Source organism: Micromonospora sp. NPDC005087 (assembly GCF_042872965.1).
GTDB lineage: Bacteria > Actinomycetota > Actinomycetes > Mycobacteriales > Micromonosporaceae > Micromonospora.
Genome location: NZ_JBIALB010000023.1, coordinates 25,540 through 43,375, shown reverse-complemented (window position 1 = coordinate 43,375; position 17,836 = coordinate 25,540). Strand labels below are relative to the sequence as shown.

Annotated in this window: 15 protein-coding genes and 1 pseudogene; 8 read left to right on the top strand and 8 right to left on the bottom strand. The window is 67.0% G+C overall.

Annotated features, from left to right (window positions below; translation table 11 throughout):
• Positions 1-73 precede the first annotated feature (73 nt).
• From ACFYPS_RS32225 to ACFYPS_RS32210, 4 genes and pseudogenes are all read left to right on the top strand, one after another.
• Positions 74-3,034, top strand: coding sequence for a family 16 glycoside hydrolase (locus tag ACFYPS_RS32225; protein WP_387329510.1), 2,961 nt, complete (start codon positions 74-76; stop codon positions 3,032-3,034).
• A 232-nt stretch (positions 3,035-3,266) separates the two neighbouring features.
• Positions 3,267-3,954 (top strand): annotated as a pseudogene (locus ACFYPS_RS32220) (IS5 family transposase); the annotation flags it as partial.
• 48 nt (positions 3,955-4,002) lie between these two features.
• Complete coding sequence (locus ACFYPS_RS32215) at positions 4,003-4,320, top strand: hypothetical protein (protein ID WP_387329507.1); 318 nt, start codon at positions 4,003-4,005, stop codon at positions 4,318-4,320.
• A gap of 825 nt (positions 4,321-5,145) precedes the next feature.
• Positions 5,146-7,062, top strand: coding sequence for a CocE/NonD family hydrolase (locus ACFYPS_RS32210; RefSeq protein ID WP_387329504.1), 1,917 nt, complete (start codon positions 5,146-5,148; stop codon positions 7,060-7,062).
• 214 nt (positions 7,063-7,276) lie between these two features.
• Here ACFYPS_RS32210 and ACFYPS_RS32205 read toward each other — a convergent pair whose 3' ends face one another.
• The gene (locus ACFYPS_RS32205) at positions 7,277-7,420 is read right to left on the bottom strand and encodes a hypothetical protein (RefSeq protein ID WP_387329501.1); all 144 of its coding nucleotides are present in this window, start codon (positions 7,418-7,420) and stop codon (positions 7,277-7,279) included.
• 164 nt (positions 7,421-7,584) lie between these two features.
• Between ACFYPS_RS32205 and ACFYPS_RS32200 the strand changes: the two genes are divergently transcribed.
• From ACFYPS_RS32200 to ACFYPS_RS32190, 3 genes are all read left to right on the top strand, one after another.
• Positions 7,585-8,790, top strand: coding sequence for an IS701 family transposase (locus ACFYPS_RS32200; protein ID WP_387329498.1), 1,206 nt, complete (start codon positions 7,585-7,587; stop codon positions 8,788-8,790).
• Positions 8,791-9,183: 393 nt separating this feature from the next.
• Positions 9,184-10,227 (top strand): hypothetical protein, encoded by a 1,044-nt coding sequence (locus ACFYPS_RS32195; RefSeq protein WP_387329495.1) that lies wholly within the window; start codon positions 9,184-9,186, stop codon positions 10,225-10,227.
• Positions 10,228-10,612: 385 nt separating this feature from the next.
• Positions 10,613-11,251 carry a hypothetical protein gene (locus tag ACFYPS_RS32190; protein ID WP_387329492.1) on the top strand — a complete coding sequence of 213 codons (639 nt, stop codon included), beginning with the start codon at positions 10,613-10,615 and terminating at the stop codon, positions 11,249-11,251.
• 336 nt (positions 11,252-11,587) lie between these two features.
• On the opposite strand, the gene ACFYPS_RS32185 is transcribed toward ACFYPS_RS32190, so the two are convergent.
• The 4 genes from ACFYPS_RS32185 to ACFYPS_RS32170 form a co-directional block, all read right to left on the bottom strand.
• Positions 11,588-11,809, bottom strand: a complete 222-nt coding sequence (locus ACFYPS_RS32185) for a MarR family winged helix-turn-helix transcriptional regulator (protein ID WP_387329489.1) — start codon at positions 11,807-11,809, stop codon at positions 11,588-11,590.
• A gap of 102 nt (positions 11,810-11,911) precedes the next feature.
• Positions 11,912-12,841 (bottom strand): helix-turn-helix domain-containing protein, encoded by a 930-nt coding sequence (locus ACFYPS_RS32180; protein ID WP_387329486.1) that lies wholly within the window; start codon positions 12,839-12,841, stop codon positions 11,912-11,914.
• An 82-nt stretch (positions 12,842-12,923) separates the two neighbouring features.
• Positions 12,924-13,064: a hypothetical protein gene (locus tag ACFYPS_RS32175; RefSeq protein WP_244298838.1), complete on the bottom strand. Its 141-nt coding sequence runs from the start codon at positions 13,062-13,064 to the stop codon at positions 12,924-12,926.
• A 75-nt stretch (positions 13,065-13,139) separates the two neighbouring features.
• Complete coding sequence (locus ACFYPS_RS32170) at positions 13,140-15,656, bottom strand: S8 family serine peptidase (protein WP_387329483.1); 2,517 nt, start codon at positions 15,654-15,656, stop codon at positions 13,140-13,142.
• 66 nt (positions 15,657-15,722) lie between these two features.
• On the opposite strand from ACFYPS_RS32170, the gene ACFYPS_RS32165 reads away from it, so the two are divergent.
• The gene (locus ACFYPS_RS32165) at positions 15,723-15,929 is read left to right on the top strand and encodes a hypothetical protein (protein WP_387329480.1); all 207 of its coding nucleotides are present in this window, start codon (positions 15,723-15,725) and stop codon (positions 15,927-15,929) included.
• Positions 15,930-16,288: 359 nt separating this feature from the next.
• Here ACFYPS_RS32165 and ACFYPS_RS32160 read toward each other — a convergent pair whose 3' ends face one another.
• The 3 genes from ACFYPS_RS32160 to ACFYPS_RS32150 all read right to left on the bottom strand — a co-directional run bounded on the left by ACFYPS_RS32160 (position 16,289) and on the right by ACFYPS_RS32150 (position 17,597).
• The gene (locus ACFYPS_RS32160; RefSeq protein WP_387329561.1) at positions 16,289-16,699 is read right to left on the bottom strand and encodes a MauE/DoxX family redox-associated membrane protein; all 411 of its coding nucleotides are present in this window, start codon (positions 16,697-16,699) and stop codon (positions 16,289-16,291) included.
• A gap of 350 nt (positions 16,700-17,049) precedes the next feature.
• Positions 17,050-17,229, bottom strand: a complete 180-nt coding sequence (locus ACFYPS_RS32155; protein WP_387329477.1) for a hypothetical protein — start codon at positions 17,227-17,229, stop codon at positions 17,050-17,052.
• A gap of 26 nt (positions 17,230-17,255) precedes the next feature.
• The gene (locus ACFYPS_RS32150; protein WP_387329474.1) at positions 17,256-17,597 is read right to left on the bottom strand and encodes an ATP-binding cassette domain-containing protein; all 342 of its coding nucleotides are present in this window, start codon (positions 17,595-17,597) and stop codon (positions 17,256-17,258) included.
• Positions 17,598-17,836 lie beyond the last annotated feature (239 nt).

The following is a 17,836-nucleotide window of genomic DNA, read 5'->3' as shown; positions in this document are numbered from 1 at the left end:
CCAGGACCCGCACCCACCGGGAGGAAGCATGACCGCACCGAACCGATGGCGCCGACGCCGTCGCGTCAGGCTCGTGGCCGCAGGTGCCGCTCTATCGACCCTGCTCGCCGCGGTCACCATCACCCCAGCCGGGGCCGCACCCGTCACCGTCGATGTCCCGCCGCAGGAACCCGGCGTCACCCTGCGTTCGTACGACATGGGAACTCCGCTGTCGACGTTGTGCACCCTCAAGCCGGCACAGACACCGAACGTCGACAAGCTCATGCCGAAGATCAACTGGATCACCACAGACGAGTTCGGACTCTCGGACCGGTTCATCAGCCACGTCATCGCCAATCTCGCCGCGCCCGTCGATGGCGACTACACATTCCGGCTGACTAGCGACGACGGGTCACGGCTGACGATCGGCGATCAGCGTGTCGTCGACCACGACGGTCTGCACGGCGAAACCTCCAAGGAAGGGTCGACCACCCTCAGCGCCGGCCTGCACCCAATTCGCCTCGAGTTCTTCGACAATGGCGGCGGCCAGGTGTTGCGGCTCGAATGGCGCCGCCCGGGTGCAGCCGACTTCGAGCTCATACCGAACTCCGCGTTGAGCACCGACGCCGGTGTCGTACGCGTCACCGCCCCGGGATGGAAGTACTGCGAGGGGGCGACCGACTCGGCCGGCGACGGCCTGCCGCTCGACCGGGTGCACCCGGGCTACACCCTCACCGACCTGCGCCCCGAAGGGCTCCAGCCGCAGGTCACCGGCATGGCGTTCCTGCCCGAGGGCGACCTGATGATCTCCACCTGGGGCGGCACCGACACCGCGACCGGCGAGGTCTACGTGGTCGAGGGCGTCACCGGCCAGACCAGCCCCGGGCAGGTGACATACCGCAAGTTCGCAGACGGGCTGCGCGAACCCCAGGGCGTTGCGGTGGTCGACGGCACCGTCTACGTCAGCCAGAAGCACGAGCTGACGGCCCTGCGCGACACCGACGGCGACGGCCTCGCCGACGACCGCCGCACCGTTGCCACCTGGCCATGGGGCGGCAACTTCCATGAGTTCGCGTTCGGCCTGCTCCACCGGGACGGGTACTTCTACCTCAACCTGTCAGTCGCCATCGACCAGGGCGGCGCTACCACCGTGCCCCAGCCCGCTCCGAATCGCGGAACCTCGATCAAGGTGAACGCCATGACCGGCGAAATCACGTATGTCGCCGGAGGGCTGCGCACCCCCAACGGGATCGGGTGGGGCCCCCGCGGCGAGGTCTTCGTCACCGACAACCAGGGCGGCTGGCTGCCAGCATCCAAGCTGGTCCAGATCCAGCAGGGGGCGTTCTACAACCACTACACGACGCCCGCGGGTCCGTTCGACGACAAGCCGGTGACGCGTCCCATCGTCTGGATCCCGCAGAACGAAATCGGCAACTCACCGTCCACTCCCGTGCTGTTGAAGCAGGGGCCGTACGCGGGACAATTGGTCGTCGGCGACGTGACCTACGGCGGCCTGCAGCGCGTCTTCCTTGAAAAGATCGAGGGGCAGTACCAGGGTGCGGTGTTCCGGCACACGCAGGGCCTGGAGGCCGGCGTCAACGAGGTCACCCTCGGCCCCGACGGCGCGCTCTACACCGGTGGCCTGGGCGCTGGCGGCAACTGGGGCCAGGAGGGCAAGCTCACCTACGGCCTGCAGAAGCTCACACCCAACGGCACCTCGGTCTTCGAGGTCAAGCAGATGCGCGCGTCGCACGTCGGGTTCGAGCTGGATTACACCAAGCCGCTGTCGGCCGAGACCGCGCAGGAACTCCCCGACGCGTACCAGGTGACGCAGTGGCGCTACGGCGCGACGAGCCAGTACGGCGGTCCCAAGCTCGAGCTGGAGACGCTCAAGGTGGCCAAGGCCGAGCTGTCGGCCGACGGCCGCACCGTCAAGCTCCAGATCCCGGGCCTGAAGGAGAACCGCGTGGTGCACGTGCGCTCCCCGCGTCCGTTCTCATCCGCCGCCGGCGAGGAACTGTGGAACACTGAGGCCTGGTACACGCTCAACGAGATCCCGGGCCGGGTGGTGCAGCCGCAAACCTTCTTCGAGGCCGAGGAGGGCCGTACGGCCGGCGTCGGCATGGCGACCGACCACGCCGCCTACTCCGGCGCCGGCTTCGCCGCCGGGTTCGCTGGCGACGGCGCGTCGACCCGCATGTCCGTCGATGTCCGCGAGGCCGGGACGTACGACCTGGCGATGCGCTACAGCAACGGCCCGAATCCCTACTCCGGCGAGAAGCAGCTGAGCCTGTTCGTCAACGGCGAACGGGTCGAGCAGACGGTCTTCCCCTCCACCGTGACCTGGGAGGAGTGGGGCACCGTCAGCACCAAGGTGCGCCTGAACAAGGGTCGCAACCTGGTCGAGTACCGCAAGGAGGCTGCGGACTCCGGGCACGTGAACCTGGACGTGCTCGCCGTTCGGCCGCACGGCAAGCGCATCACGCTGTTCGACGGTGGCGAGCTCACCGAGTGGCAGCACAGCGACGGGCGCGAACCGGAGTGGGCGATCGCCGACGGCGCCATGACTGTGCGCAACGGGGACCTGCGCACGGTGCAGGCCTTCGGCGACTTCCGGCTGCACGTGGAGTTCAACCTGCCGCCGTACCCGCCGGACGTGACCGGCCAGGCGCGCGCCAACAGTGGGGTGTACCTGCAGGACCGCTACGAGATCCAGGTGCTGGACTCCTTCGGCATCGACCCGCCGCAGACCAACGACGCCGCGGCCATCTACACCCAGAAGGCCCCCGACGTGAATGCGGCGCTGCCGCCGCAGGCCTGGCAGACGTACGACATCGTGTACCGGCAGGCCCGCTACGACGCATCCGGAAACAAGGTCGACAACCCCCGCGTCACCGTGGTGTGGAACGGCGTCAGGGTGCACGACGACGTCGAGATCCTCGGCCCGACTGGCGGCAGCCGGCCCGAGGGCCCTGCGACGGGTGCCATCCGACTGCAGGACCACGGCAATCCGGTCCAGTACCGCAACATCTGGATCGAGCCGCTGGACCGGTAGCTTCGCCAGCTGCCAGAACGTGGACGGCCGGGTACCGGCGCGCCGGCCCGGCCGTCCGCAGCAGAGCCTCGGCCCAGGCATGCTGGGCCGAGGCTTGGACATGGTCGAGGAGGCTCTGCTCGCCATCGCCGGGCTCGACGTCCATTCCTTCGGATCGCAAGGCAGGCCCGTCGGCCACCGATCCTCGTCGCTATGACACGTCCGCTTGCGGCGGCCAGGGCTGACGGTCCAGAGCGGGATCCTGTTCGTGCTGCACACCGGCATCCAGTGGGAGTTCCTGCCGCAGGAACTGGGGTTCGGGTCGGGAATGACCTGCTGGCGGCGCTTGGAGGAATGCAACCCCGCCGGAGTGTGGCAGCGACTGCACGAGCTGCTGCCGGCCGAACCCCAGGCCGCCGGGAAGTGGGACTGGTCGCGGGCGGTCATCGACTCCTCGCACGTCCGAGCGGCCAGACGTGGCCCAGAAGCGGGCCGAGCCCGGTCGACCGCGCCCGCCCAGGCTCGAAGCACCACCTCCTGACCGAGCGCGCCGGCATCCCCTCGCCGTGGCGTTGACCGGCGGCAACCGCCACGACGTCACCCAACGCCTCCCGCTGATCGACAAGGTCCCACCGGTCCGCGGACGCCGCGGTCGGCCACGCCAACGCCCCGACGAGTTGTACGCCGACCGCGCCTACGTCCACGACAAGTACCGCAAAGCCGTACGAGCAAAGGGCGTCCGCCCACGTATCGCCCGCCGCGGCCAACCTCACGGCTCCGGCCTGGGCGTGCACCGGTGGGTGATCGAGCGCACCATCGCCTGGTACCACGGCAAAAAACGGCTACGCATCCGATGGGGACGCCGCGACGACATCCACGAACCCTTCCTCGCCCTCGCCACCTGCATCATCACGTACCGACACGTCGTGCGACTTGGTTAGGACCTCTCAGAGTTCCTAACAGAATGATCTCTGGGCCTGTCGTCCCTTATGGACCGCCGATTTCACGGCGAACTGCTCGTACTCGGCATCAAGGTAGCCGCCCCCACCGTATGGGAAATCCTGCAGGAGGCCGGGATAGACCCGGCGCCCGAACGCGCCCGCGTCACGTGGGCCGACTTCCTACGCTCCCAGGCTGACGCCCTGCTCACAGCGGCGAAGAATCTGATCATGGACCTCGAGGACGCTGGCTGCAGGGCCCGGCTCCTGATCCGGGACCGTGACGGGAAGACCCCTGCCCTGTTCGACGCCGTCCTGAAGGACGCGGGCATCGACGTCGTCCTCAGCGCGTCCGGATGCCCCGCATGAACTCGATCATGGAACGCTGGCTACAGACCTGCCGGCGTGAACTCCTGGACCGCACCCTGATCTGGAACCAGCGGCATCCCCTCCACGCCCTGAAAGAGTTCAACGACTTCTACAACTCCCACCGGCCCTCACCAAGGCATCGCCAACACGCCCGTTACACCCGTTGCCCGCGCAGGTCGCCGACCCGAACAAACTCGCCCGCCTCGCCATACGAAGGCACGACCCTCTCGGCGGTGTTCTCCACGAATACAAGCATGCTGCGTGACCTGCACGGACGAGATTCCGGCAAGTGCAGGGAGGTGGTCGGAGGGCATCGAAGGAGGTCTTGCACACATCTTCGTATACAACATACGCTCCCAGAGTCGCCGACTCGAGGAGCTGCCATCGAACCCCTTCCCGAGCGAAACGAGCCCACGCAGACTCCGTCCACTCCGGACAGCGGTGGTGACGGTCGCCCTTGCCTGCACCGTCGCAGCCTGCTCACCGGTGTCGAACAGCGGGGACGGCACCACATCTGGCGAGAACCAGGCGGCCCTACAGCATGGCCGCCGACGACTCGACCGACGCACTGCTCGACGAGGCCCGCGCGGTCGTGGACTTCGACGCGCGAAAGGCGCTACCAGCAGGCCATCGAGGAAATTCTCGAACGCCGCAGCACGATCCACCACTACCACCCGAACGTCTTCGTGGCGGGCACCTCGGCCATGACCGGCTTCGAGTTCCTCGGCAACTGGCTGCCCCGCCTGAAAACCGCCCGCCTCACCGACTCGTCGGTGGTCCCAACACGTCCTGCCCATGCCCTGCGCACCGAAGGAGCCCGTGATCATGCATTTCCACGTCCATCGACAGCGACGATCACGACCACGAAACTGGCTGCCCGGCGCCGTAGCGCTGGCGCTCGTCGCCTCGATTGGGTTCGCCGCCCCGGCGGCCGGCGCCCAGGAGCAGCCGACCGGGCAGCGTCCTGTGTTCGAGAACGGCCGAGCCCAGCCGGTGTACGCCGGTGAAGAGATCATCACCCAGAATGTCTGGGTCGAGGTCGAGGGCATGGACACCGACCGGGACGGTGCCAACGACCGCATCCGGGTGCAGATCCGGCGGCCGGCGTCGACCGACAAGGGCATCCAGCTTCCGATCATCATGCAGGCGAGCCCTTACTGGGGTGACGGAGGGGAGTTCCTGAACAACGAGGTCCACGTTCCGCTCTACGCTCCCCAGCGGCCGGGCTACGCGCCGCCGCCGGATCCCGGCCCGTTCCCGTACTTCCCGCTGCCGGACAAGCCGTACGACGGCACCGAGCCGCCGCACCAGACAATCAACGGCGGGACGTACCAGAACGAGTTCCTCTCACGTGGCTTTATCTTCGCCCACGCACAGATGCTCGGTACGGGCAGCTCGACCGGGTGCACGACTGGCGGCGGTCCCGAGGAGCACGATTCGCTCAAGGCGGTCATCGATTGGTTCAACGGCCGGGCCGACGCCTATGACATCGACGGCAACCCGGTCAAGGCCAACTGGACCACCGGTCTGGTCGGGATGATCGGCACCTCCTATGACGGCACGCTACCGATCGGGGTGGCCACGACCGGTGTGAAGGAACTGCGGGCAATCGTGCCCATCGCGGCGATCTCCAGCTACTACGACTACCGCCGGATGAACGGCACGCCGATCTCGACCAACACCAACCTTGGGGGCGACCAGAACTCCAACCACAACTCCAACATCTCGCGGAAGTACCCGGAGGTGTGTGACTACACCAAGGAAGAGGTCCGGCGGGGTCAGGACCGGCTCACCGGTGAGTACAACCAATGGTGGCACGAGCGCAACTACCTGCCAAACATCGGCAACATCGCCGGCGGCGTCCTGGTGCAGCACGGCCTGAACGACCAAAACGTGAAGTTCCGCAACGCCGCCCAGCTCGTTGACGCCCTCGAAGAGAACGGCATCCCTCACCAGGTGTGGCTGCACCAGGGCGGGCACGGCGACCGGGCGCTCTCGAACAACCGGGCAGCCTGGCTGGACCTGCTCAACCGCTGGTGGACCTACTGGCTGCACGGGGTGAACAACGATGTGCTGGACGAGCCCTCAGCAGTCATCGAGCGCGAAGACGGCACCTGGACGCCGTACGACAGCTGGCCGGCGCCCGGCTCCGCCTCCACACCTCTCTTCCTAGGAGCCAGTGGCGACAACACCACCGGCAGGCTCACGCTGACACGCAACGCCGCAGACAGGCCGGTCACCGAGACCTTCACCGACGACATGACGATCGACGCGACGTCCTTCGCCCGCGCCGAGCAGTCGCCGAACCGCCTCGCCTACCGCACCGCGCCGCTCACCGAGCCCGTCCATCTCAGCGGGACGGTGCATGTCTCGACTCGGATGTCGATCAACGCCCGGGCCGGGATCGTCAGCGCGATGCTGGTCGAGTACCCGGAGTCGGGCAACCCGAAGATCATCGCGCGGGGCTGGTCGGACCCGCTGAAGAGGTTCGGCTTGGATCGCAGCTACGGCATCATGCCGGGAGCCCCGTTCACTCACAACTTCGACCTGCAGCCGCACGACTACGTGTTCAACGACGGTAGCCAGATCGGGCTCGTCGTGTACTCCAGCGACCGGGTCTTCACCCTCCGGCCGCCGCCAGGCACGCAGCTGAGCCTGTACACGCACCACAGCCAAACCAGAGTCGACCTCCCGCTCGTCGGGGGCGCGTCCGCACTCGCGTCCGCCCTCGGCGGCGAGTAAGACCAATTGCTTCGGCCCGGTCCGGGTGGCGGGTTTCCGCCCACTCGGACCGGGCCGGGCATTTTTGAAGGAGCCCGGATGCTCACGGCGCCCTCCGCCGGACGGCGCATCTCTGTTGGCGCTGGTGCTGGCGAGGATGCTGGTGTTCGTCAGCATCCGGGCCTTGCCCGGCGACCCGGCCCTGACGCTGGCCGGTGAGGAGCGCGACCCGGAGTCACTGGCGCAGATCCGGCTCACTTACGGGTTGGACGACACGTCCCGGGTACCCCTGGTAGCGACCCCGTTTGGGCAGCAACCGCTCGATGTGCTGCCACAGCCCGTCCGGCACGATCCACGGCGGCTGCTCACCACGCCTCACGGCCGAACATCGTAGATCACCCTCTACAAGGGACGGCAAGCTCAGAGATCATTCTGTTGGGAACTCTAATACTCCAGCCGCACTTTCAGGTTCGGAGTCTGTGCTGGTAGTGGCTGGTTCGAGCGCGGTACTAGTGCCGGCGCCGTCACGACGTCGATCGTACTATGTGGACTTTCGGTCTCGTGACAGTGGATCTTGTGGCGGGCTGGGTGGCGGGCCTGGACGACGTGATGGCGCGTATCGCGCGCCGGTTCGGACGGGTGGAACCGCGCCGCCGGGCCAGGGGTTACCTGCTCGGGCTGCTGTCGCCGCTGGCGGGTAAGAACAGCTGGACCATCGCCGAGGCTGCCGGCGACAGCACCCCGGACGGAATGCAACGGCTGCTCAACAATTTCCGGTGGGACGCCGACGCGGTCCGCGATGACCTGCGCGACTATGTGGGTGAGCACCTCGGCGAGCCCGACGGGGTCCTGATCGTCGACGAGACCGGCTTTCTGAAGAAAGGCGTCAAGTCCGCCGGCGTGCAACGGCAGTACTCCGGCACCGCTGGACGGATCGAGAACTGCCAGCTCGGCGTGTTCCTCGCCTACGCCAGCAGCAAAGGACGTGCCCTGATCGACCGCGAGCTCTACCTGCCACAACGCTGGTGCGACAACCCGGCGCGGCGCGTCGAGGCCGGCATCGGCGAGCAGGTGACGTTCGCGACCAAACCCGCCCAGGGCCTGGCCATGCTGACCCGCGCCCTGGACGCCGGGCTGCCGGCGAAATGGGTCACCGCCGACGAGGCATACGGCAAGGACGGCAAGTTCCGCGCCACGCTGCAACGCCGGCACGTCGGCTATGTCCTTGCCGTCGCCTGCAACCAGAAGATCCCCACCGAGACCGGCAGTTCCCGCGCCGACGCCCTCGCCGCCCGCGCACCGGACCCGGCATGGAAACGCCGCAGCTGCGGCGACGGAGTCAAAGGCCCTCGACTTTACGACTGGGCCGTGGCATCTCTGCCCGACACCGGCACCGCCGAACACGGTTACCGCCGCTGGCTGCTGATCCGCCGCAACATCACCGACCCCACCGAACTGGCCTACTACCTGTGCTACGGCCCGGACGACACCACCGACGAGGAACTCATCCGCGTCGCGGGCACCCGCTGGGCGGTCGAAGAATGCTTCCAGACCGCGAAGAACGAGGTCGGCCTCGACGACTACCAGGTCCGCCGCTACGACGCCTGGTACCGGCACATCACCCTGGCCATGTGGGCCCACGCGTTCCTCGCCGTCACCGCCGCGGCCTCAAAGGGGGCAGCGATCCCGAACGAGACAGACTCATTCCCCTCACCCTCGGCGAGGTCCGACGTCTCCTGGCACACCTGATCACCATCATCCGCCACCAAGATCATATCTGGCGATGGTCCCGGTGGCGACGCCGCCACCAGTACCGCGCTCGAACCAGCCACTACCAGCGCAGACTCCGAACCTGAAAGTGCGGCTGGAGTACTAATCGCGACGCTGCTGGTGCTGCTCGCGGCGGTCCGCACCACGGTTCCCACCCCTTTCCGGGCGGCGGGACGATTGCCGGCAGGAGCCCCCGGAGTCCGTTCCGGTGCCCGGAGATCGGTGTCCGGTTACGGGAGGCGCGCAAGGTGCGTCCAGTCGTTGTGCGGATGGCGCAAATCCCGCATGTCGGAGGGTGACCGATTGACCGCGTTGGGCAACAATTGGTGATCGTTGCTTGGGTGGCGTGGACGAGTCGGGAGGGTGCCCGTGGTGCGGCGTCGCGGCCGACGACTCGCTCAGGCGACGTTGCGCGGGATGCTCCTGTGCGGTGGTGTCATCGCCACCTGGGGCGCTTACGACGCGGTCATGGACGATCCGGCCTACGCCGTTGACGAGCCGCGCCGGGGCATGGTCGGCGATCTGCTCGACGGCGCCGGGGCGGTGGTTGACACTGTCGTGTCGCGCCCGCCCGCCTCGCCTGGGGGGTCGGCGACGGTCGACCGCGGCCCGGCCGGGACCGCCGTGGTGCGCGAGCCGGCGCCCGCGACCGCGGGGACAGCCGGCATCCGGGCGTCTGCCCGCGCCGAGCGCGACCCAGGGTTGCGGGTCCCGCCTGGTGATCTGTCGGCGGCGGTGGCGCCGGTGCGTCGCGTGGTGGACCGAGCGGCCGGTACGGGGCTGGCGGAAGCCGTCGCGCCGGTGACGCGTCCGGTCGTGGGTGCTGCGGCAACGGTGGTGCAGGAGACCGTTGGGACGGGACTGCTCGAACCCGTCGACGCCGTTGTCCGGCCGGTGGCCGAACCGGTCGTCGAGACACTCGCCCCCGTCATCGCCCCGGTGCTCGGAGCGACCCCGCCGATCCTCGGCCAACCGGCGGACCTGGTGGTCCTGCCCGGCGATCCGGTCGAACCGCAGCCCGCGCCTTCCGGTGCGGTGCCGGTCACCAGTACTCCAGACACTACCGAGCATTCTGTTCGGGCAGCAGCTGTGACCCCGGCGCACCCGGAAGCGGCGCCGTCCGCGCCGTGCTGGAACGTGACGGCGGAGCGTTGGTGCGGCGGTGAGCCGGCCGCAGGTGCTGCCGCCGACGTGAGTCGTGGCTTCGGGCGCGTCGGTGGGACCGGCAGCGGCGGCCCGACGCCGATCTCGTCCGGCAGCGCGGCCAGCTCCGCTTCGTCAGGCGCCGGTACGGCGACGGTGGCCGACATCTCACCGCATCCGCGGACGCTGGAGCTGGTATCCCAGCGCTGCGCTTCGTCCCGGTGCGACACGTTCGCCCAACGATCGCCCCAGCCCGGCACCAGACCTGGTTGAGGGACGCCCCGGCGTTACCACGTGCGGCTACGGCTGACCCACGGGCACGGCCGGACCGGCAACGACGGCGGGGTCGCGGGTCGCGGCCGCACCTCGTCAGCCGCCGTGCCGGGCGACGCGGTGGTGATCCGCCGTCGGTGAACGGCGGGCGCCGTCACCGCCCCAGGTGGCTCCGTGGTGGTGCCACCGTGCTGTGAACCAGGTGCTCCGCGCACGCCCGGCCAGCCGGGTGTTGTCCTTCGCCAGCGCTGATCCGTGACGCGACGGCGGCACATACCGCCACGTCCGCGTCATTGGCGGAAGGCCTGATCTGACTGCACACCCTCGCCTCGTGGGACGGCATGCCGCCACCGGGCAACCACGCCTCGTCCACTGGAGATTCCCCATGACCGGCATTCTGCCCACGGTCCGCGCCCACTGGCGCGACATCGGCGACGTCGCCAGCCTCGTCGCCGATCCCCTGCACTCCTCAGCGATCGGCGCGTGGCTCGTGCCTGATGAAGACCAGCGACGCTCCGTGCTCACCGCCGTCGCCCGCATCTGGGTCGAACACGCCCTCCTCGTCGGCGAGGTCTTTCTCCTGCGTGACCACTCCGCCGCCGCCGTCTGGCTCCGCCGCTACCGTCCCACTCCGCCGCCGGCCAGCTACCGCCAACGGCTCGCCGCCGCCTGCGGTGACTACCTGGACTGCTTCCAGTGCCTGGACCGCCTCCTAAAGGCCCACCGTCCCACCGATCCCCACAACCACCTAACGTTTCTTGCGGTCCCGCCAGCCGCCTGGAGCGTCGCCCGCGCCTCCGCCCTGCTCGCCGGCAGCCTGGTCCAGATGGATCGTTCTGTGCTGCCCGCCTATGCAGAGGCCACGACTCTCGCCGAGGCGGCCCTCTACACCCGGCACGGCTACACCGCCCGCAACCCCTTCGCGCTCCCCGACGGCACCACGGTCCACCCGCTGTGGCGTCGGCCCGCAGGGCATCGGGCCGCCCCGGCAGTGAGATTGTCCAAAGGTCGACCAGGGTGGTAAGGGGAGACACGAGTACCCGGCGACGTGAAGCCGAGACTCCTCACCCGCGCCCGCCGCGTCCATCAACGGTGTGACGAACAGTCAAGAGTTGAAAAGTTGTTGATCAGGTCCGGTGAAGGTTCGGCTGGCTTGCTGTTGGCCGGTGGCCGAGTACCGGCCGACCGGCATGGATGTCCCGCGGGCTTGAACGCCACCACGACCCAAGACAGAAGCGCGCTCATGCTCATCGTCGCAGAACATGCCACGCCGAGCGTGATGGCGAACAATCAGAGACTGCCGCAGCCCGCACCCATGAAGCCGCTGGATCCACCGTAATGGGGTGGCCGCGGGTGCGTGTCAGCCCAGTGCTTTGCGCAGCAGCGCCGTCAACTGGTCCTGTTTGTCGGGTGAGAGTCGTCCGACCGCCGTGCGGGCGAAGGTGAAGGCTGTTGCGAACCGGTGGTTGATCTCGTCTCCTCGGGGGGTTCGCGCGACGAGTCGTGCGCGGCGGTCCCGGGGATTCGGTTCGCGGGTCACGAGGCCGAGTGCTTCGAGACGCACGACGATCTGGGTGTCCACAAACCCCTGCCCGGGCCTGTGGATAACGCCTTGCTCTGTGGAAAACGCCCTGATCATGGCTGTTCCGCCTACGGGCGCTCGACGACCGGCCCCGCTGGAGGTCTACCCCCGTGTCCGGCGCGCCCGCACGATCGAGGGCGGCGGCGGATCGGTGAGCAGCGAGGTGTACGAACGGTTCCATGTCCGGGTGCCGCCGCCGCCCTCGTGGCATCCGAAGTCGAGGCGCACGTTCACCGGTTTCGAAGCGTTCCACAGATGGTGTGCGCGGCACCCGGGGCGAGATTCGTGAGGGTGATCGACGGGCGAACCGTGTTCCAGTCGAAGGTGGGTGAACCGCCGACCGGAGTCTTCGAGGTCGGCGGTGAACTGGCGGGCGAGCTGGGTGGCCCATGCCGCGGTCGGGTGGAGGGTGATGCCGAGGAGGTGTACCCGGCGGCTCTTGGCCTCGATCACGAAGGCGACGTAGAGGCGTTGGAGGGTGACCGCACAATCCACGTGGAAGAAGTCCGTGGCCAAGATGGTGCCGGCGTGGGCGCGAAGAAACGTGCGCCAGGCGTCGTCGTGCTGTCGTGGCGGCGGTATGCGGTGGGAACGTAGGATCCGGCGGATCGTGGACGCGCCGACCCGGTGGCCCAGGCGGCGCAGTTCGCCCTGGACGCGGACCACGCCCCACGTCCGGTTCTCTCTTGCCAGGCGGATGATGAGCGCGGCCAGCTCATCGCTGATCGGTGGGCGGCCCGGTGGTCTGGGCTGGCGCCATTTCGCGGTGAGCAGGCGACGGTGCCAGCGCAGGAGCGTCGCAGGCGCGACGATCCGGTGAGCTCGCAGTACCTTCGGCAGGATCCGCGCGAGCGCGGCAAGGACGGCACGGTCGGTCCAGTCGAGACGCGGTTTCGGGTTGCCGCGGCGAAGCATCGCGACCTCGTGACGCAGCACGAGTATCTCCGCGTCCTTTGACGCCGACGACTGCGCCAGCAAGGCCAGCCACGAGATGACTTGGATGAGGAGCTGGTAGATCAGTCGCACGGCCACGAACCCGATCATGAGGGCTAGGACTCCGAACACCGGGCGACGTCAGCGCCGCGAGACACAGCCCGACCCTCGAAACCGCAGCTCACGAGCCGCGACCGAGTATTGGAGTAGGACAGGCGTAGAGGTAGTCGTCGCCGTCGCGGGAGGACTCGAGGAACATCCGTGCCTGTTCGCTCGTCCACGAGCTGCCCTTGCGCTTGCGCAGTGGTGGCAGCTTCGTCAACGCGGCCACGTTGGGCGAAGGCCTGGCCAGCCAGGCTCAGGCGAACCTGAGCCTGGCTGGCCAGGCCACGTGCGGCTAGACGCCGCCGGACCCTGCCCCGGGCAGCGTTCGCACGACGGTCAGCGTCAGATCGCCGTCCTGGTAGGACACCCTGAACATGTGGTGGCCCGCGTTCAGGATCCGCCGTTCCGGCAGGGAACGGAAGTTGCCCTTGATCGAGTCGCCACTCATGATCGTCAGTACCGTGCCCGGAGTGAGGGGCGCGCGAATGTCCAGGGCGAGTTCGCCGTCCAGCACCAGGTCACCCGCGGCCCGCACGCTCGTGTAGTCGTGGTCGCCGGAGATGGTGATGGCGAGGCGACCCGCTCGGCTGACGGTCACGTCGCCGCCGACGTTCACTACGTTGCCGGGCGCGACGTCGGTGAGGGTGATGGACGCCGCGGACGCCGCTTCCCCGGACGACAGACCGGGCTGCAGCACGCCGCTGTCGACGTCGATGCTGCCTGCCACGAAACCGCTGCCGCCGAGCGTGCCGCCCTTGACGTCGATCGAGCTTGCGTGCGAGCCGGTGATCGAAAGCTTACCGCCTTCAACCGTCGTGCCGCCCTCGTAGGTGTCGTCGCCCGTCATGATCAGCGTCCCGGGGCCTTGCTTGGTCAGAGAAGCCGTGTAGAGGTTGTTGTCGATGTTGTTCTGAATGTAGGCCGCGCGCTCGTCCATCCATTCCTTGCGCCACTTGACGGCGTCCTCATAGGTGATCTTGTCGTACAACGCGGGATGGCCGTTAGTGATAGCTTGGATGTAAGGATCAGCCAAAATGCCCTGAAGCATGAAGGCCTGTTCGTTAAGCGCGCCGTCCGGGTTCAGCACGTTGGGGCTGAATTCACCGGCGTAGGCAATGCCTTGCTCCTTGTAGCCCGCCAGCCACTCCAGATCTTCCCTTTCCCTTTCCTTGATCGCGATCTGGCTGATGTCGTTCGACCAGACGTCCAGGGGCGCTTTATCCATGTTGTAGGTCATGGGGCTCAGGATCTGGCCGGGGCCGTACATGCCCTTGGCCAGATCGGGAATCCCCCAGCCCCAGCGTTCGTCCGGAAGACCGTCGGGAGCGGTCCAGGCGATGGATGCCCCGGAGGGGGAGGTTTGCCCGGTGCCGAGGAATCTCACGCCGTCGGACATCTTGTTGTTCGCCGTGGTGAACATCAGCTCACGCACCTGCTTGGCGTCCATGTTCGGATAGCGGGAGAGCAGAACCCCCATCACCGCTGTCGCAACGGGCGTTGCCGGTGACGTGCCGCTTGAGTTTGAATAGTTAGTGTCACCACCGCTGTTCGTGGTCCGAACGCTGTTTGAAGGGGTAGACACGGTCCACCATTTGGCGAGCCCCGCCTCGTTATACCCGAACTGCTTTGTGTATTCGGGATTGGCCGCAGTGGGCGGTTGCACCCCGCTGACGGCTATCCACTGCTTTTCCGCCAAGGGATTGAAGAAGGGATACGCCGGGCGAAAATACGGGTTGCTCCAGTCGTTGTTGCCGGACGACCTTACGTTGACGGTACCGCTGTCCTTGATGGCGTCCCAGATGGCGTCCATAAAGGAACGTCCGGGGTGGTTCGGATTGTATTGAATGCCGCCTTCCGAATAGCTTTTCTTGAAGAAGAAATACTGGTACTCCAGATCCTTCAGGTACTCGTTGGGGATAATGGTCGCCATTGCCGTGGCGCTGGCGCTGTCTTTGCCAGGCAGTTGGTAAGCGTTGGCGAGGTTGCCGTTGACTCCAAGGTCGTTTCCTAAGCCGTCAAAGCGGGTTCTGTCAATAGTCTGGACATAAGAGCCCCAACTGCTGTTGATGACCTGGGCGCCTGCGTCGACCAGGGCCTTATTGGCTGTATGCCAGTACACGTAATCGTGGAAGGGACCGTGGGACTGGGTATCGGAACCGCCGGTCTTGGCAACATACATCTTCGATCCAAAGGCGATGCCGTGCTGGTCTTTACCATCGCGCATGCCGGAGGTAACCCCAAGCATACCGGTCCCGTGCGAGTAGTCACTTGTTCTCGCCTGATCACCGGCCACAGTGAACGGCTCGCCCGCAGTAAAAGGGTTCGACGGGGTCGCGCCACGATAGCCGTAGCCGGACGTGCCGTAGACACCCTCCGCTCTCACCGAAGCGATCAGCCCGGTCTGAAATGCTTCGTGTGTAGCCCTGTAGCCCGAATCCATCATGCCCAGCGTGACGCCCTGCCCGCAGTACCCTAGGGCGTAGGCGGTGGACGCGTTTACCGCGACGAGCTGCCATGGGGAATTGACCGCTGTGCCAGGAGTAGAAGGATTATGGCCGGTATAATAACCATATTCCGGCGTTTCCCAACTGGCTTTAGCGGCATCTAGCTCCCCTGGACTCGTGGCGACAAAGCCGGGGTCTCCCGGGTACGCCGGCCCGCCGCCCGTATGGCCAGGGGTCGATGTCGGACCGGTCTTGGACGATGCCGAGGCGAACCCGGCCGGAAAAAACGCGATGCCTACTCCGGCAGCAAGGGTGCCTCCCAGCCGCCGCAGCAACTGCCGCCGACTCACGGACCTCATGCTCATCTCCGACTCCTTCTCGATGGGTCGATATCTCTAACGGACCGGGGCGGCCTGTTGCGTCCCAGCCCCATGATCTACACGCGCTGGTCGAGACAAAATGATGTGCCGTTCTGCCGCTTCTACCAGGCGGCGGATGTCGACGGCTTTGTTCGGGATCCCGACTGCGGCGACTCGGCCATCGCCGTCGATCACGACGCCATACGGCGTTCCTTGGACCTGGAATCGGCTCTTGAGCGCGGTGGCGCTGGTCGCGCCAACCACCAGCCAACCGGGTAGAGGCGGAATCGGCGACTGATCCTTGGCATCCCATACCAGCACCCGACCCCACTCGCCCCGGATCAAAGGGGTGGATGATCAGGTCAGCGACAAGAGACGCGCACGGGGAGCAACCCTCAGACGTGAAGACCATCACCGAACGACTCAGCTGCACGGGTTCGCCCCCGTCGGACGCGGCGAACTCCAACAGGGCGCGGCCTGGCCGACCTCCAGTCCACCGAGGGCGCGTACGTTGCTTGGCGGCCGGGACGTGATCTCATCCAGCGCACGGTCCACCCTGGCGAGCACGCCCAACACAAGAATCGTGAGCGCTACGACCATGACTACGAGCGCACCGAAGGCAGCAATCCATGGACCCGTCATCGCCGCAGCGCCTCCAAACGGTTGTGCACGCGAAGGCCGACCGTCAACGCCCGCCAGGTCATGCCAAGTAGCAGCAGCGCGATGAGCGTGGCGAGTGCTGCATCACGCGACAAGCCCGACGTCGCGCACCACAGCACCTGCAAACCCAAAGGGGGAGGAATAGCGCTGGACAGGCCCGCAAAGATAGCCAAGCCACCGGTCCGCGCGACGAGCAGCCAGCTGACGGGCCTGTCCTCGCCAACACCGCAGCCGCAGGACGGTCGGCGCCCTCGAAGGAGTGCCGATGCCATCGCCAGCCCGAAGGAAGCGAACAGTGCAGCCGCGAGCCGAAGCATGATCGTCGGGTGCCAACCGCTGATGAGGCCGGCGCCGAGGATGACTTCGACGCCGGGAACGCTCCATGCCAGGGCTCGACCAAGGCAGACGGCGCAAGCCGGTAACCGGCAACGGCCATTGCGAACCGACGCGGTGCGCGCACTTTGCGGCGGCAGCCGCGATCAGAAGGAAACCCTGCCACGTCAGAACGGCGAACTCTCCCACGAGTGGGCCTCCCTATATGGTCACCAAATTAGACTGCGACAGAAGTCCCTCGTCAAGAGGGCAACATCTGTCCACCAGAAGCGGTTTGAGCGACCGTCTACATCGATGCACATAACTGTTATGGACCGGGCCATGGGCTTCTCGCGGGGCCGGATGAGTGACGGTCCTGGTCGAAACTCGGTCGGTGTTGAGCTGGGGCTTCATGTGGTGGCTTCTATCAGTCCACTGCAGCCCAGCGTGCGCGAAGCGCGCGTGGTCCCGGGTTGCCTCGGCGCAGCGCCGCCACCTCGTGACGCAGCAGGAGGATCTCCGCGTCCTTCGACTCGGAGGAGCGGGCGAACAGCGCCAGCCACGAGAGCACCTGAACCAGAATCTGGTACAGCAGTCGGACGATCACGGACATCGATCGTCGAGTGCAGACGATCACGAGGTCAAGGGAGCTAGCCGAGTCCTCGACCAGGACAGCCGCCACGTGCCGTAGTACAGGTTGGCGCGCAACGAGTCGGTGAAGGAGTACGGAAACTGCGAAGCGTACGCGATCCGCCGGCGCCACCGGTCGATGTCGACGTCGCGAAGTACCGCATCACCGTTGATGACGATCTCGCCTCGCTCCGGCGTGATCAGACCCGCGATGAGATCGGCGAGCGTACTCTTGCCGGCACCGCTCGCACCGACGATGGCGACCGCCTGACCGCGCCGCAGTGCCAGGTGCAGGTCCGTGAGGACGGTGCGCCGACGCGACGGACGAACCCGCGCACGTCGCAACAGGCCAAGCAGCACACACCGCCGTCGACACCACCACCGCGACGAGTCTGCGGCAAGAGAACGCCCGCCTCCGCCGCGACAACGAGAACCTTGCCGCGAACCTCGAAGTGGCAATCGCGAACATCCAGCGACTCACCCTGCAAGTGCACAACCTCACGGAGGCTTTTGAACACGCCCGCGGGGTTACCCGCTTGCCCCGAGTGGCTCGCTGACGGCACACACCGGACGGGCGTAGGAAA